At 52.3% G+C, this 25,453-nt stretch carries 29 protein-coding genes and 1 tRNA gene; 13 read left to right on the top strand and 17 right to left on the bottom strand.

Features of this window, described 5'->3' with window-relative positions; genetic code table 11:
* Position 1: 1 nt before the first annotated feature.
* Entirely contained in the window at positions 2 to 982 is a 981-nt protein-coding gene (locus tag OM794_RS07500; protein ID WP_226249640.1) for a GlxA family transcriptional regulator, read from the bottom strand.
* A 4-nt stretch (positions 983 to 986) separates the two neighbouring features.
* Positions 987 to 2,222 (bottom strand): GAK system CofD-like protein, encoded by a 1,236-nt coding sequence (locus tag OM794_RS07495; RefSeq protein ID WP_226249639.1) that lies wholly within the window; start codon positions 2,220 to 2,222, stop codon positions 987 to 989.
* 192 nt (positions 2,223 to 2,414) lie between these two features.
* On the opposite strand from OM794_RS07495, the gene OM794_RS07490 reads away from it, so the two are divergent.
* The 7 genes from OM794_RS07490 (at position 2,415) to OM794_RS07460 (ending at position 8,713) form a co-directional block, all read left to right on the top strand.
* Entirely contained in the window at positions 2,415 to 3,938 is a 1,524-nt protein-coding gene (locus OM794_RS07490) for an aminoglycoside phosphotransferase family protein (RefSeq protein WP_226249638.1), read from the top strand.
* On the top strand, positions 3,931 to 4,854 hold the full coding sequence (locus tag OM794_RS07485; RefSeq protein ID WP_226249637.1) for a GAK system ATP-grasp enzyme: 924 nt from the start codon (positions 3,931 to 3,933) through the stop codon (positions 4,852 to 4,854). The genes OM794_RS07490 and OM794_RS07485 overlap by 8 nt, the downstream gene beginning before the upstream one ends.
* On the top strand, positions 4,854 to 5,963 hold the full coding sequence (locus OM794_RS07480; protein ID WP_226249636.1) for an HprK-related kinase B: 1,110 nt from the start codon (positions 4,854 to 4,856) through the stop codon (positions 5,961 to 5,963). Before OM794_RS07485 ends, OM794_RS07480 begins: the two co-directional genes overlap by 1 nt.
* A complete protein-coding gene (locus OM794_RS07475) occupies positions 5,963 to 6,652 on the top strand; it encodes a histidine phosphatase family protein (protein WP_226249635.1) in 690 nt (229 codons plus the stop codon). Before OM794_RS07480 ends, OM794_RS07475 begins: the two co-directional genes overlap by 1 nt.
* Before the next feature lie 27 nt (positions 6,653 to 6,679).
* Positions 6,680 to 8,011 (top strand): metallophosphoesterase, encoded by a 1,332-nt coding sequence (locus OM794_RS07470; RefSeq protein WP_226249634.1) that lies wholly within the window; start codon positions 6,680 to 6,682, stop codon positions 8,009 to 8,011.
* Positions 8,012 to 8,293, top strand: a complete 282-nt coding sequence (locus tag OM794_RS07465) for an amphi-Trp domain-containing protein (RefSeq protein ID WP_226249633.1) — start codon at positions 8,012 to 8,014, stop codon at positions 8,291 to 8,293.
* Between the two features lie 102 nt (positions 8,294 to 8,395).
* On the top strand, positions 8,396 to 8,713 hold the full coding sequence (locus OM794_RS07460; protein ID WP_226249632.1) for a hypothetical protein: 318 nt from the start codon (positions 8,396 to 8,398) through the stop codon (positions 8,711 to 8,713).
* A 46-nt stretch (positions 8,714 to 8,759) separates the two neighbouring features.
* On the opposite strand, the gene OM794_RS07455 is transcribed toward OM794_RS07460, so the two are convergent.
* Positions 8,760 to 9,020 (bottom strand): DUF333 domain-containing protein, encoded by a 261-nt coding sequence (locus OM794_RS07455; RefSeq protein ID WP_226249631.1) that lies wholly within the window; start codon positions 9,018 to 9,020, stop codon positions 8,760 to 8,762.
* A 139-nt stretch (positions 9,021 to 9,159) separates the two neighbouring features.
* On the opposite strand from OM794_RS07455, the gene OM794_RS07450 reads away from it, so the two are divergent.
* From OM794_RS07450 to OM794_RS07440, 3 genes are all read left to right on the top strand, one after another.
* The gene (locus tag OM794_RS07450) at positions 9,160 to 9,555 is read left to right on the top strand and encodes a lysozyme inhibitor LprI family protein (RefSeq protein WP_226249630.1); all 396 of its coding nucleotides are present in this window, start codon (positions 9,160 to 9,162) and stop codon (positions 9,553 to 9,555) included.
* A 135-nt stretch (positions 9,556 to 9,690) separates the two neighbouring features.
* Positions 9,691 to 10,179, top strand: coding sequence for a pyridoxamine 5'-phosphate oxidase family protein (locus tag OM794_RS07445; RefSeq protein ID WP_226249629.1), 489 nt, complete (start codon positions 9,691 to 9,693; stop codon positions 10,177 to 10,179).
* Positions 10,160 to 10,735 carry a CAP domain-containing protein gene (locus tag OM794_RS07440; protein ID WP_226249628.1) on the top strand — a complete coding sequence of 192 codons (576 nt, stop codon included), beginning with the start codon at positions 10,160 to 10,162 and terminating at the stop codon, positions 10,733 to 10,735. The genes OM794_RS07445 and OM794_RS07440 overlap by 20 nt, the downstream gene beginning before the upstream one ends.
* A 15-nt stretch (positions 10,736 to 10,750) precedes the next feature.
* On the opposite strand, the gene OM794_RS07435 is transcribed toward OM794_RS07440, so the two are convergent.
* The 4 genes from OM794_RS07435 to OM794_RS07420 form a co-directional block, all read right to left on the bottom strand.
* Positions 10,751 to 11,239 carry a CreA family protein gene (locus tag OM794_RS07435; protein ID WP_226249627.1) on the bottom strand — a complete coding sequence of 163 codons (489 nt, stop codon included), beginning with the start codon at positions 11,237 to 11,239 and terminating at the stop codon, positions 10,751 to 10,753.
* Between the two features lie 259 nt (positions 11,240 to 11,498).
* Positions 11,499 to 12,059, bottom strand: coding sequence for a BON domain-containing protein (locus tag OM794_RS07430; RefSeq protein WP_265154428.1), 561 nt, complete (start codon positions 12,057 to 12,059; stop codon positions 11,499 to 11,501).
* A 177-nt stretch (positions 12,060 to 12,236) separates the two neighbouring features.
* The gene (locus OM794_RS07425) at positions 12,237 to 12,389 is read right to left on the bottom strand and encodes an Hsp20/alpha crystallin family protein (protein WP_265154426.1); all 153 of its coding nucleotides are present in this window, start codon (positions 12,387 to 12,389) and stop codon (positions 12,237 to 12,239) included.
* Positions 12,370 to 12,744: an Hsp20/alpha crystallin family protein gene (locus OM794_RS07420; protein WP_265154424.1), complete on the bottom strand. Its 375-nt coding sequence runs from the start codon at positions 12,742 to 12,744 to the stop codon at positions 12,370 to 12,372. Before OM794_RS07420 ends, OM794_RS07425 begins: the two co-directional genes overlap by 20 nt.
* Before the next feature lie 374 nt (positions 12,745 to 13,118).
* Here OM794_RS07420 and OM794_RS07415 point away from each other — a divergent pair, with 374 nt between their 5' ends.
* Together OM794_RS07415 and OM794_RS07410 are read left to right on the top strand one after the other, a co-directional pair.
* Positions 13,119 to 13,811: a poly-beta-hydroxybutyrate polymerase N-terminal domain-containing protein gene (locus OM794_RS07415; RefSeq protein ID WP_226249625.1), complete on the top strand. Its 693-nt coding sequence runs from the start codon at positions 13,119 to 13,121 to the stop codon at positions 13,809 to 13,811.
* 359 nt (positions 13,812 to 14,170) lie between these two features.
* Entirely contained in the window at positions 14,171 to 14,872 is a 702-nt protein-coding gene (locus tag OM794_RS07410; RefSeq protein ID WP_226249624.1) for a helix-turn-helix domain-containing protein, read from the top strand.
* A 181-nt stretch (positions 14,873 to 15,053) separates the two neighbouring features.
* Here the strand turns inward: OM794_RS07410 and OM794_RS07405 are convergent, their stop codons facing one another.
* Genes OM794_RS07405 through OM794_RS07395 form a run of 3 tightly spaced genes read right to left on the bottom strand, consistent with a single transcriptional unit; the run spans position 15,054 to position 17,693 of the window.
* Positions 15,054 to 16,346: a GNAT family N-acetyltransferase gene (locus OM794_RS07405; RefSeq protein WP_265154421.1), complete on the bottom strand. Its 1,293-nt coding sequence runs from the start codon at positions 16,344 to 16,346 to the stop codon at positions 15,054 to 15,056.
* A complete protein-coding gene (locus OM794_RS07400) occupies positions 16,271 to 17,506 on the bottom strand; it encodes an acetate--CoA ligase family protein (protein WP_265154419.1) in 1,236 nt (411 codons plus the stop codon). The genes OM794_RS07405 and OM794_RS07400 overlap by 76 nt, the downstream gene beginning before the upstream one ends.
* A 22-nt stretch (positions 17,507 to 17,528) precedes the next feature.
* Positions 17,529 to 17,693: a hypothetical protein gene (locus OM794_RS07395; RefSeq protein ID WP_226249623.1), complete on the bottom strand. Its 165-nt coding sequence runs from the start codon at positions 17,691 to 17,693 to the stop codon at positions 17,529 to 17,531.
* A gap of 329 nt (positions 17,694 to 18,022) precedes the next feature.
* On the opposite strand from OM794_RS07395, the gene OM794_RS07390 reads away from it, so the two are divergent.
* Entirely contained in the window at positions 18,023 to 18,607 is a 585-nt protein-coding gene (locus tag OM794_RS07390) for a hypothetical protein (RefSeq protein WP_226249622.1), read from the top strand.
* 139 nt (positions 18,608 to 18,746) lie between these two features.
* Here OM794_RS07390 and OM794_RS07385 read toward each other — a convergent pair whose 3' ends face one another.
* The 7 genes from OM794_RS07385 to OM794_RS07355 all read right to left on the bottom strand — a co-directional run bounded on the left by OM794_RS07385 (position 18,747) and on the right by OM794_RS07355 (position 25,369).
* Entirely contained in the window at positions 18,747 to 19,748 is a 1,002-nt protein-coding gene (locus OM794_RS07385) for a GGDEF domain-containing protein (RefSeq protein ID WP_226249621.1), read from the bottom strand.
* Positions 19,749 to 19,814: 66 nt separating this feature from the next.
* On the bottom strand, positions 19,815 to 20,300 hold the full coding sequence (locus OM794_RS07380; protein WP_226249620.1) for a hypothetical protein: 486 nt from the start codon (positions 20,298 to 20,300) through the stop codon (positions 19,815 to 19,817).
* A 267-nt stretch (positions 20,301 to 20,567) separates the two neighbouring features.
* The gene (locus tag OM794_RS07375) at positions 20,568 to 20,891 is read right to left on the bottom strand and encodes a chaperone modulator CbpM (protein WP_226249619.1); all 324 of its coding nucleotides are present in this window, start codon (positions 20,889 to 20,891) and stop codon (positions 20,568 to 20,570) included.
* Between the two features lie 3 nt (positions 20,892 to 20,894).
* A complete protein-coding gene (locus OM794_RS07370) occupies positions 20,895 to 21,836 on the bottom strand; it encodes a DnaJ C-terminal domain-containing protein (RefSeq protein ID WP_226249618.1) in 942 nt (313 codons plus the stop codon).
* Between the two features lie 596 nt (positions 21,837 to 22,432).
* A complete protein-coding gene (locus tag OM794_RS07365; RefSeq protein ID WP_226251500.1) occupies positions 22,433 to 23,467 on the bottom strand; it encodes an IS110 family transposase in 1,035 nt (344 codons plus the stop codon).
* A gap of 800 nt (positions 23,468 to 24,267) precedes the next feature.
* Positions 24,268 to 24,344, bottom strand: a tRNA-Arg gene (locus tag OM794_RS07360).
* Positions 24,345 to 24,421: 77 nt separating this feature from the next.
* Positions 24,422 to 25,369 carry an AEC family transporter gene (locus tag OM794_RS07355; protein ID WP_226251451.1) on the bottom strand — a complete coding sequence of 316 codons (948 nt, stop codon included), beginning with the start codon at positions 25,367 to 25,369 and terminating at the stop codon, positions 24,422 to 24,424.
* Between the last annotated feature and the right edge of the window lie 84 nt (positions 25,370 to 25,453).

Raw genomic sequence — 25,453 nt, 5'->3', positions numbered from 1 at the left:
TTTAAAGCTCTTTATCCGCCATGCCAGAACGAACCTGCCGGGGCGAGTAGCCGTAATGGGCACGAAAGGTACGCGCAAAGCTAGAGGAGGAATTAAACCCACAGGCTACGCCCACCGCCAGCACCGCGAGATCGGTCTCCGCCAGCAGCCGCCGGGCGCGCTTAACGCGCAGCTGCAAATACCACTGGCGCGGAGTTACGTTTAGCTCCTGCTCAAACAGGCGCTGTAGTTGGCGCACCGATACGTCTACTCGGCTGGCTATCTCTTCGAGGGGAAGTGGCTCTTCAAGGTTCTGCTCCATTAACGCCACCGCCTCCACAACCCGCCGGTTATGCGTACCTAAGCGCTTCACCAACGCCATGCGCTGCTGGTCGCTGCGGGTACGAATCCGGTCATGAATAAGCTGCTCAGAGACATCGATGGCCAACTTCGCGCCATGCCGCCGCGCAATCACTTCAAGCGCCATATCCATCGCCGCTGCACCACCCGCGCAGGAGAAACGTCGCTCACCCAACTCGTAAAGCTCATCAGTGGTATCAATGCCCGGAAAACGCTCGCGAAAGGCGGGCAGGCTCTCCCAGTGCAGCGCCACCCGTTCGTGCTTTAACAATCCTGTCGCGGCGAGCAGAAACGCCCCCGTATCGATACCGCCCAGGCAGCAGCCCGCCTGATCCAACTGATGCAGCCAGGCCATTAACGGTCGGGTAAGATGCGCTTCGGGGGTAAAGCCACTACACACCGCCAGGGAAGGTAGGTGGTGCACCTCCGCCGTTGCTTGATCGGCTATCAGGGTCATGCCGTTAGATGCCGTCACCGGCCCCCCATCAGCGCTGATTAATGTCCAGTCGAATAGCGGACGATGGGCGATGCGGTTGGCTATTCGTAGCGGCTCCACCGCCGCAAAAAAGGCCATCATGGAAAACTGCGGCAGCAGTAAAAATCCGACCATTTCCGGCAGCGGGCCTTGATAATTAAGACGCATGAAATCAGGTCAACCCCAGCAGCGCTTCAGCCAGCTTAACGTCATCATAACGGTGGCTTTCAGCGTTCTCCGGGGCAAGATCCAGGTCAATCACTTGTATTCCCATTTCATCGCGGATGGTCTCAATCTGTTGGGGAGAAACACTGAGCAGTTGCGAATCAAACAGTAAAAAATCGATGGAGGAGCGCTTAGACGACAAGGGCTCCAGTGTGCCAGACAAGTGTGCATTGAGCACTTGAACCTGATCCACCAGCGTCATGCCAAGCGTTTCAAGATCCGTGCCCAAACTCGGCACATACACCTTGGCTGACGGATTTTTAGCCAATGCTCTATCCACCCCTTTAGGCAGCAGGTTGGCAATGACACTGCTGTAAAAACTGCCCGGTGGGAAGACGATCAGCTCTGCCGAATCGATAAGATTACGGGTCTCTTTGCACACCTTGGAGGCATCCAGGGTATCGATATCATCCGCCTCACCGGATAATTTTATCGCTTGGATAGGTGAATCGATTTCCGCCATCTCTTTACCGGTAAAGCGGTGCTGGCCAATAATTTTTCGCCCATTCGCTAGCAACACCTCCAGTTGAAGGTTGGCGTCTGTCGTGGTGCGAACGGTTCCGCGGGTTTTGATCAACTGGCCAAACAGAAAAGCGATGGGATCCAGGGAGCGCTCATGAATCAGGTAGCCGCCGGTCAAGATAAGGTTCCCCACGCTGGCGCCAGCGAGGCTAAAATCCTTTGGCATATGTTTGTAGAAGGCAGCGATATAGCTCTGGATCAGTGAACGCATGGGCTCAGCGATCGCTTTAAGCAGCGGGTGCTTGGCACTGACAAGGGCCCGCAGGTTTTGCTCCAGGGCTGCCTTGACCGCTGCCTCGTCCTGCCCCTGCGCAGAAAGACGATGAGAGAAAAGCGCCGCCACTTCTGGGTGGCCAGTGACTGAGTCGTCAGCCAGCGCCAGCAGACGTGCTCTCAAGTCGCCCACGGCAGGCATTGCGAAGGCCCGGCGCAACTCTGCCGAGCTGCCCCCAGAATCAAACGGCGTCACCAGATGAATGGAGTTATGGGTATAGTCCGTCAACACTTCTGAAAAGCCTTTCAGTGCCGTACCGCCACTAAAGAAGAGTATTTTCGGCCCCAGCTCGGGAGCTTTCCGGTATCGGGCCAGGCGTAGATCCCGCCCCTTGCCAATCTCACGGGGCAGGCACATTCGGGTACCGATAAAACGTCTTTTTTTCATACAAGTCTTTGTACTGTAAGAAACATGTAACGTAAATGACGGCACGGTTATTTATACTGGTTACACTAAAATACAGTGGCTATCCAAGCGCACTTTATCTCGGTGAGGCAGCGTATCAATACGTCGATTTTGGAGCATTTCTATTTTCTACGATTCGAAGTTGAAAATCACTTCGAGTTAGTTGAAGTTTATGTGACCCAGCCTAGTGAATCGCTCGCGCAGCGCCTCATCAATCGCAAAGGGTATAGAAGCACACTGCTTGAGAAAGTCGAGCTTGCTGTCGCCATGGATGTGCAGCGACGCAAAGTCGATGGACAGGGTTTTCAACAATCCAAATCCCTTGAGCGTTTAGCCCGATTGCTTGACCAGCTTGGCCAAGCCTGCCTTGAATTCATCGCCATCAAGGCGCTAAAACAGCTTCCCGATAAGTCACGAAAAGAGTACGCCAAGCTGATTCGGCTGGTAGGTAAATCATTGAAGCTGGTGATCATCAACGTCGATGACGCAAACATTCGCCAAGGCCTTAAAATAGGCCGCCGAATACCCAAAATAACTAACCGTTTAACGACAGTTTTCGCCCCTGACAACTCAGGCGCCAAACACAGCGCCGTGGTGGATTTTCAGCTTCATCGTATGATCCACCTGCTCTCCGAACTCGCCGACGCCCTGCTCGCCACCAACTTTGGCCCAGCTGTACGCTTACAAAACTACAAGCAGTTGCAAGACGCCGCCCATGCGATGACTGCCCAAAGCGACGAATTTACCGTTGAGCGGCTGGCGCTTACCCGCAGCGGCAGCACCATCGCCACACTGAAAGCCGAGCACGCCGCCGGCAGCAGGATGGCCGTCTACAAGGAGGGTGAAAGTCAGAAAGTCATTGAAGAGCTGTACGGGGTCGATCAATGGAAGCGGGTCTACCCCAAGGTGGCGCCCACGGTGCTCTCGCACCACGTGGAGCAAGGGAACGAGCTGGGATCAATGGTCATCGAACACCTCCCAGGCCGAACCCTTGAGTCACTGCTGTTAAACAGCCAGTGGAAATCCGCCAATCAACTTATCCGTACACTCCAGCGGACGTTGAGAAAAATCTGGAAGAGCTCGCGCACGCCAGAACCCGCGCAGGCCGAGTATATGCAGCAATTGCGTAAACGCATGCCGGAAACCCGCCACACCCACTCGACGCTGTTTAAAGAACGCCAGACGATTTGCGGACTGCCACGCCCCAGCTTTGACGAGCTGATTGATCGGGTTGAGGCCCTGGAGAGTCAGTTGAGGGCGCCATTTTCCGTGCTGATCCACGGCGACTTTAACGTCGATAACCTCATTTATGACGACCTCAAAAATCGCATCTATTTCATTGACCTACACCGCGCCTCCTACTCAGATTATGTGCAGGATCTCTCCGTACTGATGGCGTCGATTTATCGGCTGCCCATTATGGACGCTGGCCCTAGAGCCGAACTAATGGCATTAATCGGGCAGCTCTATCAGTTTGCTCGTCGGTTTGCCAAGCAGAGTAGCGATACCCATTTTGACGCCCGGCTGGCGATCGCCCTAGGTCGCTCCTTTGCCACTTCCACACGCTTTATTTATGACAAGCCTTTTGCCACCAGGCTCGCCCTTAGAGCGAGCTACCTGCTAGAGGCTGTGACGCTTCTAAACCCTGAGCACAGTGATAAGTACCGGCTTCCCCTAGAGGACATTTTTAGTGATTAATAAGCGGATTGCAGTCATCGGGATACCTGGCAAATGGTCAACCGAAGTATTGGCGACGCACTTAGAGCAGCGCACCGGCTACCGCTGCGTCGTCGATATGGCGGACGTCGTACTGGAGCTTGAAACAGGCCAGTTGCGTTATCGGGACACCCTGCTCAATACACTTGATGGGGTGATCATCAAAAAAATAAGCCAGGATTACTCCCCTGCCGCAGACGACCGACTCCGCATGCTCAGCAGCCTCGAAGCACAGGGAGTGCGCTGCTTTAGCAGCCCGCACCAGGTAAGCCGTTTAATTAATCGACTGGAAGGCACCGCCGCCCTGGCAGCAGGCGGCGTCCCGCTGCCCCCAACTCGAGTTACCGAGAACACGGCTGCTGCGCTGGAGGCGATTCAAGCGTTTGGCAAAGCGATCCTAAAACCGCTCTACTCAACCAAAGCCCGCGGCATGGTGGTGCTAAAAGCGGCAGACGGTGAAAAAGCCAACACCCAAAAGCTTGAAAAGTTTAAGGCCAAACATGGTCTGTTTTACCTTCAGCAATTCGTTAACCTGGGCGGACAGGATCTAGGCATGGTATTTCTAGGCGGCGAGTACCTGTGTACCTATGCCCGCGTTAGCGATGGCAAAGCCTGGAACACGACGATCCACAGTGGCGGCAAATACCAACGCTATGAAGCCAGCCCTGAACTGATTGAACTTGGCCGCAAAGCCCAGGCATGCTTCGATCTCAGCTTTACCACTGTGGACATTGCCTTGACCGACGCAGGCCCCGTGGTGTTTGAGGTCTCCGCCTTTGGCGGGTTTAGCGGCGCCAAAAAAGGCTGTGGCATCGATGCCGCCGAAAAGCTGGGTGACTATGTGCTGAGCCAACTTGAGCCAGAGACAGCAGAGGCAGCAACAGCAGAGGCAGGCTAATGATCAATCTTTTTGACGACCAGCACATCATTCAGGCCAAGGCCGCGTGTCACTATGCGCTACCGCTGACGTTCAATGGCTTAACGGTGCGCGTGCGGGCCGAACAACCGGCCATTCTTGACCATCTGGAGAGTTACTACGCTGGCTTAACGGCGTCTGGTCTGCTCCCGAAAGACTTCCATACCCTTGACCAGCCAGAGCTACCGGTATGGCTACTGGATCAACAGGTGGATACCAGCGACCGCGAGTGGACAGCGGTCAAGCGGGCCAAGACCAGTACTCTAGGGCTGAAAGAGGCCTACGTGGATACGCCCCAAGGGCGCTGGATTCATAAAGTACGCACCGGGATGGTGCTGTTCCAGTCGTTAACGGCGCCGCTCGCGGTGGGTGAGCTAACCAGGCACCCCTCACAAGTCATCAACTTTATTAACAACCAGTTTCTCAATCATCACCAACGCCATGGTTACCTGCTTGGCCACGCCTCGGCTTTCGATATTGATGGCAACGTCACGGCTATTGCCGCCAGTTCCGGTGGCGGTAAATCCACCCTGATGCTGAAAGCACTGGAAACCGCCAAGGCGAGTTTTCTCTCCAATGACCGGATTCTGTTTAAGCCCGCAAACGGCCAGATAAACATTCTTGGGGTGGCCAAACACCCCCGCGTTAACCCAGGCACGCTGATCAACTCGCCGCGCTTGATCGACATACTGCCTGCCCATGAGCGTACCCGGTTTGAGCACATGCCCAGCAGCCAGCTATGGGGTATCGAGCAGAAGTACGATGTGCTGATCCCTAACGCCTACGGTGCGGATAAAACCGCCCTATCCGGCACGCTTAAACACTTGGTTCTGCTGGACTGGGCATTAGACTCAACCGCACCCACCGCGCTGAGCAGCGTGGATATTGCCACCACGCCAGAGGCTCTGGAGGGGTTACGCAAAAGCCCAGGACCATTTTTTCAACACGCGGATGGCAGCTTTCCCACTGAACAAGCCCAATCTGCCCAGATCTATGCAGACCACCTAGCGGGCGTTGAAGTACTGCGTCTCACCGGCGCTATCGACTTTGCACGGGCCATTGCGCTACTCCAAGAGAGGGGCATTCTCTAATGGTGGCGCTGGCACTGATTCGCCACGGCGAGTATGCGCAGTTGGCGAATACGCCCAGCGCCCTGCAGCCCTACCCCCTCACGGAAAAGGGTGCGGAAGAGGTTCGAGAGCAGGCGCAGCAATTCGGCGAATGGCTAGCCACATCAGGCTATCAGCTCAATGCCGAGATACACTGCTCGACGCTACTAAGAGCCTGGCAAACCGCCGAGATCTACCGGGAAGAGCTAGCCCCGTTTTTTATAGAGTCATCCTGCTCGCGCAGCTTTTCAGCCCTACGTGAACGCAGCGTAGGGGCACTGGCCAACCTGAGCGTTCAAGAAATAGAGCGCATCGTTGCTTTAGACCCCCGCCTTGAGCCGCTTCCAGCGGGCTGGAAATCGGCCAGCGATTTCAGGCTGCCCTTCGATGGCGCGGAGTCCCTGTTAGAGGCTGGCAAACGGGTTGCTGCCCATCTACAAACGCTTTTAGCGTCATCGCCGCGGTTTGCGGGTAAGCAACTGCAACTGATAGTGGGCCACGGCGCCTCCCTTCGCCACGCGAGCTATCATTTAGATGTCATACCCTTCAGCGATATTAAACGGTTAAGTATGTTTCATGGTCATCCGGTCGTTTTCGAGCGGCACCACCAAGGCTGGAGCCGACTGTACGGCAACTGGAAACAGCGCCAGTCGGCTGACCCACTCGATTAAACAATAGCGACCTACAAGATGGCTTCCATGACCGCGTTCAATGTTATTCCAAAAGTGACCGACCACCCCTATCACCATGCCATCCTGGCTCGCCTGCCCACGGAGTGGACACCCTGGCCCGACGATTCCAGCTCGGTCAATCACGACGAGGCGCTAAGCACCTTTGCTAAGCGCGCACAGAAAAAGGGCTTCTCCTGGCCCAAAAAGCCGGTGGTATTTATCTCAGACCCCCATGCGGATGCCGAGGCCTTCGAGGCATCGCTGATTGCCGCCGGGGTGATCGAACGTGACGGTGCTCACCTATGTGAATATGCACTGACCAAATTCGGCAAACATGCCGACATCGTGGTGGGCGGCGACTGCCTGGATAAAGGACCCAGCAACCTGATGATGCTGCGCAGCCTGGCCCACTTATACCGCCTCAACGCCAAGGTCACTCTGCTGGCCGGTAACCATGACCTACGCCTGTTGATGGGGCTGCTTTCCCTGGAACGCGACACGGACGCCGGTAGCCAGCACCTTTTTGTGCGCATGGGTAAAAAGGTGGTGCCACTCTTCAAGGAAGTCTTCGATCAATACCTGGCCGACACCCAGTGGGACAAAGGCGTACCGTCAGAAGAGGCGTGCCGACAAGCGCTGTTTCCAGGCAGCGACTGGTTCGAGAACTTCCCCTTCTATGCCGCCGGATTTCTAACGGATGAGGGCATAGCGCGTGAAATTAGCAAGATGACGACCAAAGCCCAGAACTTTGAAGCGCACTGTGCAAAAAACGGCCTATCGCTCTCCCAGGTCTACGCCGCCGCGATGAAGTGCCGTTCGCTGTTCCTCAAAAAGTCAGGGGAGTTTAGCTGGTTTTTCCGCCGCATGCGGCTGGTTAAAAAGCGCGGCTCCTTTCTGTTCCTGCATGCAGGCCTCGATGACCACATGGCCGTACTGCTCGCCAATCACGGCGTCAAGTATGCCAACCGCGCCTTCAAACAAAACCTGATGCACCAGAATCTGTTCAGTTTCTATTACGGCCCTTTAGCCAACACCTTCAGAACCAAATACCGTAAAGCAGACCTGCCCCTTACACCCCGCGGCGCCTACATTGCCCGACAGGCAGGCATTCAGGTACTGGTTCACGGCCATATCAACCAACACTTTGGCCAGCGGGTCACGCTTAAAAACGGCCTGATTCATATCGAAGCCGATATCACCCTGGACGCCCACTCGCGTAAAAACGAGGGGCTCGATGGCTGCGGTGTAGGGGTAACGTTAATCGACAAAAAGCGCGGTGTGGTCGGCCTGAGCTGTGACTACCCTCAGGCAAAAGTGTTCAACCCCGGCCTCAAAGAGAAACGGGTGGGAGCCCACTAAATGAAGTCCAAAACCAAATTCAGCCACGACTCGCTGCTGGATCGTCAGGCAACTCAGGAGCTGTTGATCACCCTGGCAAATGCGATCAATAAGGGCGAGTTAGCCTTCCAGGAGAGCGAAGGCGAGCTGGTGCTGACGCCCCAGCAGTTGCTGCAAGTCTCCCTACGCGCCAGTGATGAAGGCGACAAACAGGAGGTGGAAGTAAAGATTAAATGGCGCACCAAAGAGAAAGCGCTTGCCGATACGCCACCCAAAATTAAAACCAAGGCGGGTAAACGCTAGGCTCCACAGATGCCCCGTGCCCTACCATATGAATATGGGAGTATGATGCCCATGTTTGCGCCAGAGCCCTTTCGGCTCAGGAAAGGCGGTAGGAGCATGGAAATGGACGTTACACATTTAGAGCACGTCATTATCGCTTTACTAATTCAACTCTCTCTACTGCCGTTTGTTTCTGCACGTGTAGCCGGTGTTATTCCGCTGGCAATACTGCTCGGGCGCGAGATCGCGCAGCACGAATACCGGCTAGGCATTCAGCGTGGATGGGCGTGGGGCGAAACGCTACCGGTCGGCATGTTTGAAGGCGTCTGGGGTGCGTGGACGTTAGACTCAGTGCTTGATGTGCTGCTGCCAGCACTGGCATGCGGGCTGCTAGCGTTTCTGATTGAGTTTCAAAAAAGGCATACCACCAAGAAGAGCTAAGCCCTTTACATCCAGTGACTGACCTCAGCGGCATCAACGGTGTCGACTAGTCATTATCGAGACGCTCAGTACGGTATAGCTTCCACTCATTTTCAACCCGCCCATCAGGCAAGCGGCAGTAGCGACCGGTGCCCAGGCTGCTTTCGCGAATTTCATTCTCTCCGCCAAGGCTTCTGCAGTATTCAGCGGCATATTGCGTCATCTGATTTTCAGAATCCGGGCCTCCCCCGCTGCTGGCACAGCCAGCGAGCAGCAGCACCATAGGCATTGCTAAGTAGCGATATAAGTTACCCATACCTACCGACATTGTGATCTTCCTTCGTTCCCAGGGCCTGTTGACCTAGCCATTCATCGGCTACCCTTCATATTCGTAGATCAATGACGAAGTTGCCAATCCCAATAACCAGTGTCGGCTCAGTGTCAGCACCGCAATAGAGAAAAGCCTAATGAAACACTTCCTACTTCCGCTCTGCCTGTTCAGCACCACCCTACTGGCGAGTGCTGTCGTTTATGGTGAAGAAGCACGGCAGTCTCATGATGCCTGTCTGGAAAGCGCGGTCAGCACCGTGGACATTGTGGCATGCATTACGGAAGAGTTTGAACGCGAAGATAAGCGGCTTAACGACAACTACCAGCAACTGCGCAACCAGTTGAGTGAGAGTCGTAAAGAGCAACTGCTAACCGCCCAGCGAGCTTGGATTGCGTATAAGGAGGCTAACTGTGATTTTTATGCCGACCCGGAAGGTGGCACCTTGGCGAGGGTAAGTGCCAACTCCTGCGTACTTACCGAAACGACCAATCGTGCAGATGAGCTCGAAGCACTCATGCAGCCCCAAGAATAAGAGCCTGCATCTGCCGAGAGCGATGCGGGAGGGTCAGTTTGCTGTTATCAAAAATAGCAGCTAACCTTATACAGGCTATATACATAAAGATAGTCGTGTTCATATATAAACCCATTTCATAAGGAAACTGAAATTATGTCCAGCCCAGAGCATAAGCAGAAAATCTGGAAGATGATCAAAGATATCAAAGTCGGCATGCTCGTAACCTTGGATAACGACACACCGCGCGCCCGGCCCATGCACTTGGTGCAAGATGAGTACGACGGCACCCTATGGTTCTTCACCCGCCGCAGTGCCGAAAAAGTATTTGAAACCAAAAGCGATCACGATGTGTGCCTTAGCTTCTCCGATCAGGAGGATGGTGTTTATGTCTCGCTATCGGGCAAAGCCAACCTGACCGATAACCGCGAACTAATCGAGAAATACTGGAACCCCTTCGTCGCTGCCTGGTTCCCGGAAGGTAAAGACGACCCAGATGTTGCCCTACTGGAAATTAAAGTTGAGATGGGCGAGCACTGGAAAGCCAAAGAGAGCAAGACGTTCCAGCTCTACGAAATAGCCAAAGCTAACCTCAAAAAGGACGCTACGCCGAACCTTGGTGAGAATGAAAAGTTCGGTGGGTAACTTTCTACCCAAGCGCCCCGCTGCCGGGGCGCTTTTCTTCAGCCTGATCATCATCATGCTCATGGTTTCATCCACTTCATGGGCCAATGATCAGCCCCAGAGAGATGATGCTACCCATCAGGGTGAATGCGAGCCCAACGATCAGCAGCAGTCAATGCTCTCTCAAGTCAACGAAGCGCGTAGCCAAGCACGCCAATGCGGTGACCAACCGTTCGAGGCCGCAGAGCCGTTAACATGGAGCTGCAAGCTTGAAGCAGCGGCCGAAAGCCACTCCAAAGATATGGCCGAGAATGACTACTTTAGCCATACCGGCCCGGAGGGCGCAGGTATCGAGCAACGGGTGGGTAATCAGGATTACACATGGCAAGCCGTGGGGGAAAATATCGCCGCTGGCCACACCTCAGTCTCTGCCGTAGTAGCAGGCTGGCTAGACAGCCCCGGCCACTGCCGCAACATCATGAATGGCGCCTTTACCGAGATGGGCATGGCGAAAGCCGCAGATCCAGAGTCGCGCTACTCGACCTACTGGACACAAACGTTCGGCAATCCTCGCTAGGCGCCCATGAATCAATTATTGCCCGCCTCCTAAATCACCGTAGTGAACAGCCGTAATCGCATTTTTAGGCGAGCCATCAACCAGCTTGGTGCTATAGGTCAGGTACACAAAGGTCTCTGTTTCTGCATCATGCATGCGCACGACGCGCATATTCTTGAAAAGCGCCGAGCGGCGTTGACTAAAAATTACCTCTTGCTCCTCTACTTCCGCGGGGTCGAAGACAATCTCCCCTGTCTGCCGACACGCCACGCTCGCCTCACTGGCCTCCTCAGCCAGCCCCACCGCACCAGAGATTCCGCCAATCTGCGAATAGGAGAGATAACAGGAAATACCCTCAACCTTAGGGTCATCGAAGCGCTCCACTTCAATGGTGTTGTTCGGGCCCAGCAGCTTGAACTCGGTACGCACGCTGCCAATGTGGGCATCCTGGGCGAATAGCGTGGGTGGCAGTAGCGCAAACATAACGATGAACGAGGTGAGGACAACGCGTTTTGGGGAAAACATGGGTAACTTCCTTGGCAAGAGTCAGACGGTGGGATAGGGAAGCGTAGAGGATACCTGATGCGCCAACGTATCCAGATACACAGTTTGCCTCGGGGCATACAACACGCCAACGCCCTGCGCAAAGTCGGGGCGCTCATAACGCCAGCGTCAACACCAATCTCCCCCCACTACATTCCAGAAAAGCGAAGCCAAAAAGACAAAGGGTCGTCGCTCCCCCCTGGGATTCGTCGACCCTTCCCCCTTCTCAACAGCCAACGCATTAAGTTTTTATATTATCTGTAACCTTCCAAACACCGGGTGAATTCCAGACCGCATTATGTATTAAGTTTTTTTCTGCGAGGCTGTGCACCTTCCCACTCAGTGTTACATCATGATCATGCACTTCTACTTTGATGGCGTTAGCATCCTGAACAGCCCTACGTTTCAGTGAGGCTTCAATATCAGCCTTGACAGCCGCCGCCGTCGGCTTAGGTTTTAGAACGATTTGATTGCTAACACCGGTAACACCGGCCAGGTAGCGGATAGAACTAGCAGCCAAACGGCGTTGATACTCCCAGGGAACTTCTCCAGTCAGCGTCACCCAACCATCCTCTACCATTACTTTCAACGGATCATTGGGTATAAATACATTCCACTCCAGCGTGTTCTTCACCGCTCGTGCGATATCCGCATCGGTGCGCTGATTACTTCCTGGCAACTTCACGTCAATTTCTACCGCAACCCCTTTCACACCGCTGACTCTCTGTGCTGCGGTTTCTGCATGCCACTTCTCTGCATAGCTATCGACATGCCCAGCCAGTGTCACAATGCCGTCTTTCACCTCCACTCCAATATCTGTAGCGCGAACGGAGGATTCCCATTGAGTTCAGCAAGCACATCTTGCTGAATTTGAGTATCTGACTTAAACATAGCTATATCTCCTTTAACCGTATGAGTGAACTTAGGCGCAGACACTTTCAGTTAGCACACATTACCTATTAACAATTACTTACCTGACTCAGCTGGCTAATTTAACGTCTAACTTACGTCGTGAAGTCTTTTTTTCTTTAGGCAAAGTAATTGTCAAGATACCATCCTTAAACTTAGCGTCAGCATTTTGCGCATCCACTTCAGCGGGTAAAGCAACCGTCCTAGAAAAAGAGCCTTGCATATTTCCGAATAAAAATACTCATCCTTTTTTCTTCAGTCTCACCAGACCGCTGACCTTTCAATATTACCGAATGCTCAGTCACTTCAACCTCCAATTCTTTTCGATCAATTCCAGAAACTTCAGCACGTACTATTATTTCCTTTTCGCGATCAATAATATCAACCTTAGGGTTGCGTTGAGAGAACAGCCCCAAGCGCTCTTTCAATACATCGTCTTTAAAGAAGGGTTTCATCCAACTGCGTTCAAAAAACCCTTCCATCATACGGTCAAACTCATCCAAGGGGCTCAATGCACGACTAGGTGTCTGGGCATTACTTTTATCCTCTACTGAAGGTTTGATGGCAGTCTTGTTCATTTCATCACTCCTACTTAGGTTTTTCACACAAGCAATACAAAACATATTGCCCATTTCAGTATCGACAAATTCTCTCAATGATCACAAATAACCATTTTATTTTTTATAGCCCAACCCCAAATGAAAAGTAGATTATTAAAGTCATCAAAAAGTATTAACATACGTAAAAATTGACCTAGATCAAAACAGAACATAACACCCAAAATTCATCCAACACCCTTGATAATTATTCTTAGCAACTGCTTTTTATAAAATATAAATTTCAGAGCTTGAGTTTTCCTCGTCAGCGACCAAACTGAAGAGTGAAATAGACACTGATACTAGATAAGCGTAACTGCGCCCATGTTAATAACCGCACGTGAGGCATGAGACATATGTTTTACGAAAATTCTCAGCACCAAGATATTGATAGACTAGTGCGTGCTTCACTGGCGGGGCTGACTATGGGTATTTCACCCTCGTCGGTCATGCTTACTTATTTGGACTGGCTATCCAGCCTGGCCCTTTCGCCAGGAACCCAAGCTCATTTGCTACAAAAAGCGCTTAAAAAACAGCTACGCTTGCTTTCCTGGGCTAGCCATTCGGCTTTTGACCGCAATGCCCCTCCTTGCATTATCCCCTTACCTCAGGATCGTCGCTTTCGCGACCCTAGCTTGCGGGTGGATGACCACCCAGTAGCGCTTAGCGATATACAGGTACCGATCTTCTGTGTCGGCACCGAATGGGACCACGTTGCACCTTGGCGATCCACTTACAGACTGCACTTGCTTTCTGATGCACCTGAAATCACTTTCCTGCTCACCAGCGGTGGCCATAATGCGGGCATTATTAGCCCTCCTGAGCACCCTCACCGGCACTACCGAATAACGGTGGCCCATGAAAAAGATAGTTATATTGACCCCGACACTTGGCTTGAGAGCACAACCATACAGCCAGGCTCCTGGTGGGAAGAGTGGCAAATCTGGCTTGAGAAACGCTCAGGGCCTCTGGTTAGAAAGCCAACTCTAGGGTCAAACGACTATCCGCCATTAGAAGATGCACCGGGGAGCTACGTGAAGCAGCCATGAACAAGGCTTTCTTTTCGACAAGACCAGTCGAACACTGGTTCGCCAGAGAAACGCCAAGACTGAATTAACTGGCAAGATGCAGCTTCAGGGTGCTACCTAATATTGCCCCCCTCTTTTTTAACTTAAGAATCATCACGAACAGCCATTTTTTAAATAAACTTCAAATATAAAAAACACCTACTTTTTTCGTATTGCACAACTCAAAATCTCTTCTACGCTTAATTTCGCCAGCGTCTAAAAAATCAAAAAAAACACATAACTAACTGAATTACAATACTTACGGTAAAACCATTTTTAAAAATCGTTCGTGGCTCACGGCGCTTGCACTAATTTTCGTTGCAGAATCTAGGGTAAAACGTATGGAAACGTTTACTGGTTTGGATAAGCCATATCTCGAACAACGAGCGACTTCCAGTCACTCTTCCCTTTTAATTGTACAAGAGTTGAAAAACCTATCTCGATCCATATTAATCTTGCGTAGAAAAAAAACGCTATTATACCAAGGGGATGCTTTTCAAGGCTTATACATCGTACAATCTGGCATGCTAAAACAAACGCTTCAGTGCAAAAACGACAATGAGCAGCTTACACACTTTTTTCTACCTGACGACATTATTGGCCTAGATGCTATTGGCGAGGGATTTTATGCAGGTACCGTGATTGCCATTGAAACATCCGGTTTACTGCACATCCCCTTTAGACGAATTGAAGAGTTTCCCAACCTTCAAACTAACCATATGCAATTGCTGCGCTGCTTGAGTCGGGCCATGAGCCTTGAACACTCACGAATGTGGCAAATGATTAGCCAGCCTGCAGACGTCAGATTAGCCTGTTTTTTTGCTGCAATGTCGAGGAGTTTTTTTGCTCGGGGCTATTCGCCCTACTCTTTCAGACTGGCCATGTCGCGACAAGAAATGGCCGACTATCTCTGTATGGCAGTAGAGACACTCAGTCGCCTCATCAACCGCTTTCAGCAGCAAGGTATATTAACAGCACGTGGTCATGAGTACTGCATAGTAGACCTTGAAGCGTTAGCGTCTATAGCTGCAAAAAGGAAGTGAACTTATCGCAGACAACACTCTTCTAAGAAACCGCTTCCATGCTGGGTACAGGCGTGCTTTATCGCTTTCCTTTTACACAGTACGCATTATAAAAAACAACATCCTGGGCGCTCGTTACCGCAACTTTAAAAGCACTTATATTGGCGAAAGAGTTAACCATCGGTTCGGCGATGAGCTTCCATTACAGATTAAGCACGACGGTGACGCTATCTGCCTGATGGTTCGTTGGTAGCACCAGAAAACCAAACTCTTTTACCATCTTTAGCATTGGGTGATTCTCCCGCAGCACATCCGCAAATAGCTGCTTAATCGCGTTCATGCGTGCAAAATCAATTATCTGCTGCATAAGGCTATAACCCAGCCCGGTTCCTTTAAAATCACTACGCACCATGACCGCAAACTCCGCTTTATCTTTATCGGGATCGGCAGACAGGCGCACTACCCCCACAATCTCGTCGCTGCCAGAAGGTATCGCTACAAAGGCCATTTCCCGGTCGTAATCTATCTGGGTTAGTCGCGCCGCAAAGGCATAGTCAAACTTTCTGATGGCTGCAAAGAAGCGCAACCGCACATCACTGGGAGAAGACTGACCCAGCATGTGAACCAGCGCCGATTCGTCTTCGGGGCGTATGGGGCGCAAGCAATAGGCTTGGCCACTGCGTGTCGTGATTGTTTGGGCGAGCTGCTTGGGATAAGGGCGGATGGCCATTGGCAGCCGTTGTCGCTGACTGTATCTAATCACGATGCGCGCATCCAAAGCCATCACACCAGAGGCGTCAGCCAACAGCGGGTTGATATCCAGTTCGACTACGCGCTCCAAGTCGCTGGCCAGTTGTGACAATTTTATCAACGTGAGCGTGATTGCTTCCAAATCAGCTGCCGGCCGATCACGATAACCTTTCAACAGACGCGATATGCGTGTCGAGCTGATCATATCTTGAGCCAGCAGTGAGTTAAGCGGGGGCAAACCAACCACGCGGTCACCAATGACTTCAACGGCTTTACCACCCTGCCCAAACAGAATCACGGGGCCAAAAACGCGATCTTCAGCGACGCCTAAAATGAGTTCATGCGCCCCTGGACGTCGAATCATCGGTTGCACATTGAAACCATCGACCCGTGCCGTGGGAGCCTCATGGTGAATGACCCTAAGCATATTCTCGGCCGCCAGAAACACGGCCTCGGACGAAGCCAAATTTAGCTGCACGCCCCCGATATCAGACTTGTGAGAAATATCGCGCGACAAAATTTTCAGCACAACCGGGAAGCCCAACTGCTCTGCTGCGTGACTGGCCTCCTCCGGCGTGCGAGCCAACATGGCTGGCACCGTAGGTATGCCATAGGCAGCCAAGACAGCTGATGCTTCAGGTTCCGTCAGTACACTCCGGCCCTCATCAGTTACACGATCAATAATCGCGTTCGCGCTAGTCGTGTCGATGGTAATAAGATCAGAAACAGACGCTGGCGTCTCCATAAGGGCTCGCTGATTGCGACAGTAGCTGGAGAGGTGCAAAAGGCACGAACCGCCTGCTCCGGCGTGCCATACGAGGGGATACGTTTCTCCGCAAACAGTCGTCGGGCTTCTGCGGGCGCGCCTTCGCCGAGCCAACAGGTCAAAACGGGCAGCCGATGTTTCTCAAGTGTCGTGATTAACGCTTGAGCAGCCTCCAAACTGTCGGTAACCGCGACTGGGCAGTTAATAACGAAGAGTGCATCAGCACCGCGTTCATCAAGCAGTACGTTAACCGCCTCTGCATAGCGTTGGCCCGATGCATCGCCGAGAATATCAACGGGATTGGCGTGTGACCAAGCCTTGGGCAACACGGCATTCAAACGCGCCAAGGTCGCCTCGGAGAGCTCTGCCAAGTGGCCACCCACATCGATCAGTTCATCCACGGCTAACACACCGACCCCGCCACCGTTGGTGAGTATAGCCAGCCGATCTCCCTGCACGCGGATGCCCGTGGCAAGCGTTCCTGCCGCCTGAAATAGTTCATCCAGGGTTTTCACCCGAAGCATTCCCGCACGCCTAAAGGCAGCGTCATAGATAGCATCGGATCCCGCCAGAGCCCCAGTATGCGAAAGCGCCGCTTTGGCACCTTCATCACTGCGGCCGGCTTTCACCACCACGACCGGCTTGTTTCGTGAAGCCATGCGTGCAGCCGACAAGAATTTACGTGCGTCCGAAATGGCCTCGACGTAGAGCAGAATGGAGTGCGTTTTTGGGTCAAGCGCCAGGAAGTCGAGCACATCGCCAAAATCAACATCGCTCATTGCGCCTAGCGAAATGATATATGAGAAGCCGATCCCGCGCGCCGATGCCCAGTCGAGGATTGATGTTGCCACAGCCCCCGACTGGGTAACGAAAGCGATATCGCCCTTCAGAGGGGTAAGATGAGCGAAACTGGCATTGATACCCTTGTGAGGAGCCAAAATACCCAAACAGTTGGGCCCTACAATTCGCATTAGATAAGGGCGTGCCGCCTCAAGCATTGCCTGCTGAAGCGCCTTGCCATCCGCCTGCTCTCCTTCACCAAAGCCTGCGGTAATAACCACCGCCGCACGACAGCCCCGCTCGCCAAGTTCCTTGATCAAGCCCGGCACGCTCTCCGGCGGGGTCGCGATGATTGCCAAGTCAGGAGTCAGTGGCAGTTCACTAACAGAGTGGTAGTTCAGGGTTGACGGTTAGCACCGGCCCGGCAAAACCAGCACAGAGTAAATTGCGTGCCAACACGGCCCCCACCGACCCAGGCTGGTTGCTAGCACCGATGAGGGCAATTGTTTCAGGGGAGAACAGTACGTCTAAATTGCGAATCGACATCTAACATCTCCGATCATCGTGGGATTTCGGGACGCCTCACCTCGTTAGTAAAGTCATCTGAAGCAAGAAGATTGACCCTCACACTCGCTTTGCGTGAGAAATGACATGGACTAAATCATTGTATGACACTACTTGTTGCCGCAACTGTTTACTAACAGCAAAAATATTGATCTACAGCATCAAAGCATTGATTAATAGATACGCCAGGGAGCCTATTAGCTTCTATACTATTTTTCAGCTCTGGGAGGTAAAATCGACGACCATAACAACGTTACAGTCAAACACATCATAAAAACCTGTATGGATTCAAGTAGAAAGTAACGAGTGCTATGGTTGACGTAACCAAGAGGCGAATACACAAGGTCTCTGTGCTTAACGTGGAAACCCCAAGAGTGTCGCTGGTGCAAAACATAGCACAGCGTAAAACTAAAGAAATCAAAACTCTAACCAAAGCTGGACAAAACATGTCAGTCGAAACTGTTCAACAATTGTTGAAGATGACGCGTTTATTACACACTAACTTAGCTAATAGCTTAGAAAAAGCATCGCTTTCAACAAAAAATGAAAAAATGCTCATGCTGCTTGATTATCTATCACTACATGAAAAAGAGCTGAGCCGTGTCTTGGCACTGAGCGAGCAGGATGCCCAGTCAGCTGCCATTCACACATGGTGTGTAGAGTACTTCGACAAGCACGCTATCGCCCTCGACAATATTGACTACAGCAACATGACCTTCGCAGAAATCATGCGCTCAATCGTAACCATACATAACAAAATCATAGAGCTTTATCGCTATTTGGCGCTACGTGCAGAGTCAGTAGTTGCAAATGAGCTACTGAACAACCTCCTCACGCTTGAACAGCACGAAGCGATGCGCATGGTTCGTGACGCGCAAGAGCTTGAAGATCTTTAGTACTCTAAATAAAGGTACTCACGAGTTTAAAAAACCACCAAAGCTAACCTTGCATTAAAATAATTTCTGTCCAAATACATGAACATTAGACAATGACATCAAATAAAGTGAAGATTTCTTTGCTTTTATTAAGCACTCATCAGGCTGTGAGCGCATAAGAAGTACATTCAATACGGTTGCGGCCGTTTCGCTTGGCATTCAGTAGCAAGTGATCGGCACGGTTGATCAAATCATCAATGCAGCGATCATTCAGTTCAAGCGTGGCGATGCCAATGCTGACAGATAGCCTGGCACTCTGCAGAGTGTTACTCAGTCGCTCTGCTATCACCTGGGCGCCTTGGATATCCGTTTCAGGTAAGATGATAATAAATTCGTCCCCACCATACCGACCCACCAAATCCCAATCGCGCACCGTAGAACGCATCGCATGGGCAAGCGTTTTCAGCATATGATCACCCGCCGCGTGCCCCTGCTCATCATTGATAGTCTTAAAGTGGTCAATATCCAACATCATCACACAGAGCGATAAGCCATAACGAACAGCCCGCTTGAACTCAGTGTTAGCCAAATCAAGGAGATGGAGCCGATTATACGTTTGCGTGAGGCCATCATGGGTAGCCAGGTAGGTCAGATGCAAATTGGTAGCTACCAACTCAGCGGTACGCTCTATAACCCGGCGCTCCACTTCTTGCTCGGAGTATGTCGCAATCTGCGTCATGCTGGTCATATCTGAGTTCAAGACGATACAGAGTAGATGCGACACTACCCCTGGTTGATGCATGATAGGAAATAGAAGAAGCCTAAAGCTGCGCTGGTTATCCCCTGTATTGAAGCACCCACCCGCCACTTCAAAATTAACAGGCACTACCCCTTTTACGCAGCGTGTGCAGTTTACGATCAACTCCTCAGCTAGAGGGGATGGAAGTAGATTTCGGAAGGGTTTACCCACACTTACTAGATGATTGCTAAATTCAGCAGGTTGCAGATTCTTAATCTCTTCAATGATATAGTGATTTCGTTCAGTAACACGTACGATCATCATCTCTTTAGGGAAACACTCCCAAAGGCTTTTAGCCACTGAATTAAAATCGCAATCAAAACAGCTAAAAAAATCCGGTTTATTGCATACTGAAGAAAGCATGAACACACCTCACGGATATGAGCGTCTATATGTACAAAACTCTATTTCAGCTTTGAATGCAACAAGCTACTTATAAAAACCTATAGCCCGCTGTTCGCGACACTCCTGTATGATGCGAAACTCATTACTCTTCTGCGTTACAAATTGGAATAAAGTATTATGTAGCTCAGGAGTGGCATTGGTCTCTAGCAACCAGACAAAAAAAGCACACGAAAGTTTAGCAGCCTCTTCAGCGCTGGCAAGAATTTGATCTCCCATTTGATCATCCACTACAAAAAAATGCGATTCTTTTGTATTGAGCAAAGGGCTTTGTTCTAACGTCTCAGCATTAACGCAAGCACAGAGATCCATTTTCCTAGCCACCTCTTGTAAATTACAAAGGCGGTGCACGCACTCCATGCTAATCGCCGTCATCAAGCGACTAACCGATGAATCAAAAGGCAGAAAAGTAAGGGCTAGCCATTTATAGCGTTTTAGCTCACCAGCTTCATTAGAATAGGCTAAATTTAACTGCTCTTGAGGCAGAAGAGAAAGAGCTGCTAGATTATTCATGTTTACGACCTTTGGGTAATGAGAAAGAGACAAAGTGGTACCCACGGGTGCATACTAGAGTGGATGAAAGCCAGCTTTCTATGACATAGATCAACTTTTATATCGCGGTTAAAAATATACAAAAACCAATTAAAAAGATCCAACCACGACCCTTAATTTTTTATTGTTTGCTTTCAACAAGATTAGGGTGATCGTATTAATACTAATATTGCATTTTCGCATAAACAAAAGCACTAATAGCACGGGCGACACCACTGCCCGCGCCCCCTATCGGGCAGGATTTCCGCAAAGCCCAGCAGCGCGCATTCGATCTTTAAGTCGCTGGTTTTCCTCAATTAGGTCGGCCGTTAGTGCGGCAAGTTCGGGCACGGCCTCAAAATCGCGTTCCAACTGACGCATTCGCCGGGCACGGATCAAATCAAAGCTGGTGAAACGCCAGCTCGCCACAAAAGGCGAGCCATCAGCCAGTAAGCCACGCTCAATACGCTCGATGACCCAGGAGGTTTCCACTGAGCAAGCACGCGCCAACTCTTCAAGGGACAGGGTCGCCTCATCAATTAGATCACCGCTAATAGTAGCCCGCTGTACCATGGCTTAGCCTCCCTTGCGTTGGCGCGGATTAAAAGCCATTTCCCGCGCCATGGTTTCGTAGAGTTTCCGCGCCTTATCGCTATTGGCTGGGGGCAGTACGACCTCTAATTCCACATACAGATCGCCCGACTCAGGCCCAGGAATACCACGCCCCTTCAAGCGCAACCGGCGCCCTGTTTGAGAGCCAGGAGGCACCTTAAGTTTCACCCCCCCGGAAGGGGTGGGGATTTCAATGCTGGCACCTAACGCAGCCTCCCAGGGCGTGACCGGTACCGTCTGATACACATCACGCCCTTCAACACGGTAACGCGAGTTGGGGGTAAAGTGGATCTCAAGGAACAGATCCCCCGGAGATCCCCCGCCGACACCGGGGCCGCCCTGCCCCGTAAGACGGATATGCTGGCCCGCTTTAACGCCTTTGGGTATGCGCACGTTGAGGGTATGTTCTTTAGAACTGACGCGACCTTGGGCATCGGCCTGTGGCACAAGCAACGTGATCGGCCGGGTAGCACCGAGGTAGGCATCTTCGAGATCAATAACTACCTTGGCGTGACGATCTTCGCCACGCATTTGATGCCCGCCGGCGCCTCTTCTTGGGCGGCGCGCATGGCCGAAAATATTCGCAAAGAAATCACTGAATTCACCGAGGTCAGCCTCCTCGAAGCCACGGCCGCTGAACTCAAAACCTGCATCCCAGTCCGGAGGGGGATGGAAATCCTGGCCAGAGTGATACTGCTCAGCCAGTTGGTCATAGGCGAGACGCTTCTCGGGATCAGACAGCACTGCCTTGGCCTCATTGATTTCCTGCATACGCTGCTCGGCATCCGGCTCTTTGCTCACATCAGGATGAAACTTACGAGCCAGCTTGCGGTAGGCTTTTTTAATCTCCTCGGACGTTGCGGACTTCTCCACGCCGAGCATCTGATAATAATCCTTAAACTCCATGTTGAGAGCCTCCCGCAGTCGGAATGGGCTCCAGGCACTGTTCCGCCAAGTATCCCGGGTAACAAGCAGTAAATGACTCAAGGATAGTCGAAGTTCACCTTGCATGCTTGCAAGTTGGGTCGGGTGCCACTGGGCGTCGTTCCGCCGCCATTCGCGGGTGCCTGCGAACACTCGTTGAAATCGCGTTCTTCGTTACCACGCGCTACGGGTATGTGTACTCACGCGATTTCTGTGGTGTGATTATGTGCCAAGGCCATATGCATAACGTGCACACTCCCTTGGAATCCCCGCCTTCATGTGCAGGCGTGATTTAGTAGCGCGTATATGGACTCCTCCTCGCTTGCAAGCACAAAAGGTCATAGCGGCACGGTCGACTGCTAGCGTATATCCGGTCTCGTAAAAGATGCCTAACGTGTGGGCATCGGACCTTAATGGGCTATTCGCACGCCGGGTACCCGCAGGGTAAACGAGCTTTCATGCTCTACGCGCTACACGGTATGGCCCGGCGTCGGTTCGACCAGTTCGCCATCTCTCTTGTGGTGTTGCAATCGGGGTGGTGGGAACACTGGTTAAATGTTTCTGACCACGTCGCCCGCTTACGCCGCGGCAGCCAACTCAGGGTTATACGGCACCTCGTAACGCGTGACGGCCCACGCCATACGCGCTGTCTTGTTGGCTAGCGCCACAATCGCCACGTTACGATGTTTGCGCACGGCAAGATGCTTGATCCACTGACTAAGCCCGTCTTCTTGCCTGACGGCAAAACGCAGCACCGCTCGTGCGCCATGTACCAACAGCTTTCGTAGATAACTGTTGCCACGCTTACTAATCCCCAACAGGCGCTCTCGTCCGCCCGTGCTGTGTTGACGCGGGGTCAGCCCTAACGAGGCGGCAAAGTCGCGTCCTCGCTTGTAAATAGCGCCGTCACCCAGCACACCCGATAAGGCACTGGCGGTGATGGGGCCAATGCCGCGCAGGGTCATTAAGCGTTTGGCGACGGGGTCAGTGTTGGCGTGCGTTTCAATGGCAGACGTTAATTGCGCAACGCGCTCGTCTAAATAACGGAGGTCATCCGCTAAGTCGGCCAGAAGGCAGCGAAAGCGGTCACTGAGCCCATTGGTGGCATCCTCCAGCCAAAGAGGCAGCGCCCGCCGTAACTGCTGGATACCGGTGGGTGCAGTAAACCCATACTCACCGACGAGGCCACGGATTTGATTGGCCTTCGCCGTGCGCTGGCTAATCAGCTCTTCACGGATCCGGTGGGTGGCTTGGCAGTCCTGTTGATCAACGGTTTTTACGGCCACGAAGCGCATCGTAGGACGGCCTAATGCTTCACAAATCGCTTCAGCATCTGCCCGATCATTTTTATTCGTTTTAACGTAAGGCTTCACGAATTGGGCGGCGATCAGCTTGACCTGGTAACCACGCGCTTGAAGTTCACGTGCCCAGTAGTGGGCAGACGCACAGGCTTCCATGCCGATGACAGCCCCTTGGGGCACACGGCGCGAGATAGCTTCCAACCACTTGGCCCGGGAATATTTACCCCGCCATTGAGGCTTCTCATGCCGGTCAACGCCATGTACGTGAAAGACAGACTTTGCGATATCCACACCAACTCGGCTAATGTTCATATGGGCTTCTCCTGACTCTCAAGCTGATAGTTTTCCAACCACCTACCAGTATGGCGCACTGACGCCGGAGTAGGGTGAGGAGGAGTCCATCCCATTGGGTAAGCCTACAGCGCACCCGCGGGAGCAGCGCGCAGCGGTGCCGGGGTTTGGCTGAAGTGGATTTGGGCGTCGTTCCGCCTCCTAATGCCTTGACCTAACCATTGCAAGCGCGCTACGGGATGTGCACGAAGCTAAGTCGGTGGGTTTCGTAGCGCGTGGTAAGCCTACAGCGCACCCGCGGGAGCAGCGCGCAGCGGTGCCGGGGTTTGGCTGAAGTGGATTTGGGCGTCGTTCCGCCTCCTAATGCCTTGACCTAACCATTGCAAGCGCAGCCTCTCGGTTGATGGCAGGTATAGTTACGACTAATGCATGAGTTACCGCATGCTTTTCCTTTGGAGCAGGTGCGACAGCATCCGCCCTGAGCAAATAAAAGCTCTTCGGGTATCGTATCAAACACTAGGTCGCACTCGGTTTCTTCACCGCTCACGATAAGTTCGGCTTGGGTTATCCATTGACCAGGCATATCGGGCGTTTGTTCAGCGCTTGCCACACTGGCGAAACATAGCGCCAGCATTAATATCATTGCTTTGATAAGCACGGGCTTTCCCTTTAATTATTATTCGTCGATGCAGTATGGAGGTGAAGAGCAATATCTAATAGCCATTACACATCAAAACAAGCAAATACTTACCCTAAGCACATCATCACAAGATGTTATAAGGAGAACAAAGTCAGGTAGGAACAATTCGTAGATAGCCCGTTGGCGTCCCTGGCAGGAGTCGAACCTGCGACCTGCCGCTTAGGAGGCGGCTGCTCTATCCTACTGAGCTACAGGGACAAACGTGGTCTAAAACTAGCGGGCGCGTAGTATAACGCGTCGACTTAGGTAGGGCCAACCGCGTTGCGCTATTCCTGCTATATCCAGCCGAGCAAACGCAGCGCGAAGATGCCTAGTGTCACGGTAATGCTCGCCATTAGCGTGGTGATGGCGATGATATTGGCGGCCAATGACACATTCCCGCCTATCGCTTTCACCATCACAAAGCTGGCGGCGGCGGTGGGGCTGGCGAAGAATAGGAACAATAGGCCCAACTGCTCGCCTGAAAAGCCCACCATCCAGGCCGCCAACGTGGAGAGAACCGGGAGCGTGACCATCTTCATCAGGCTAGCGCCGAGTGCCACTTGGCTGCTGTCGCGCATGCTCGAAACGGAGAGCGTCGCGCCAATACAAATCAGCGCCAATGGCAGTGTTAACGAGGCAAAATAGTCGCCGGAGGTGATCACCCAGGAGGGCAAAGGGATCGAAAGCGCCGTAAAAGGTAGTGCCGCAAACACCGAGATAATCAGCGGGTTGGTGGCCACATGTTTGAGCAGGCTGCGCCAATCGGTGGATTGGCCGGGTTGGTAAAATGCCAGCACGACAACCGAAAGCGCGTTGTACATCACAATTACCACGCCCAGCAAAAGACTACCCGCTGAAAGGCCATAGTTACCGTACATTCCCGCCGCCAGTGCTAAGCCCACCACCCCACAGTTACCGCGAAACGCGCCCTGAACGTAAATACCGCGATCCTGGCGGGCCACTCGGTAGTGCGCCCATGCCCAACTGAGCAAAAACTGGCCGAGCGTTGCAGCCGCAAACAACACCATTAGCGAAACGTCTAGAGCAACGCTTAAATCGGCTTTTATCAAACTGAGGAAAATCAAGGTGGGGAGCGTTGCTTTAAATACCAGCGCTGAGGCGGTCGAGACAAAAGCGCTATCGATCCATTTCAAGCGCTTAAGCCCCAGTCCAACAAATACCATCGCGAAGACAGGCAGGGTGACATCCAGCGTGCGGGCAAACAGTTCAAGTAGGTTCACAACGGTATCTCGGTCAGCCTCAAATTTAGCACCTGCTTATACTGTACTGCCGGGCAATGTTTGTCGACTGGCAAGTGGTGCCTA

The organism is Halomonas sp. BDJS001 (assembly GCF_026104355.1).
Taxonomy (GTDB): domain Bacteria; phylum Pseudomonadota; class Gammaproteobacteria; order Pseudomonadales; family Halomonadaceae; genus Vreelandella.
The sequence above is the reverse complement of the archived record's forward strand: the minus strand, read 5'-3'. Positions and strand labels throughout refer to the sequence as shown.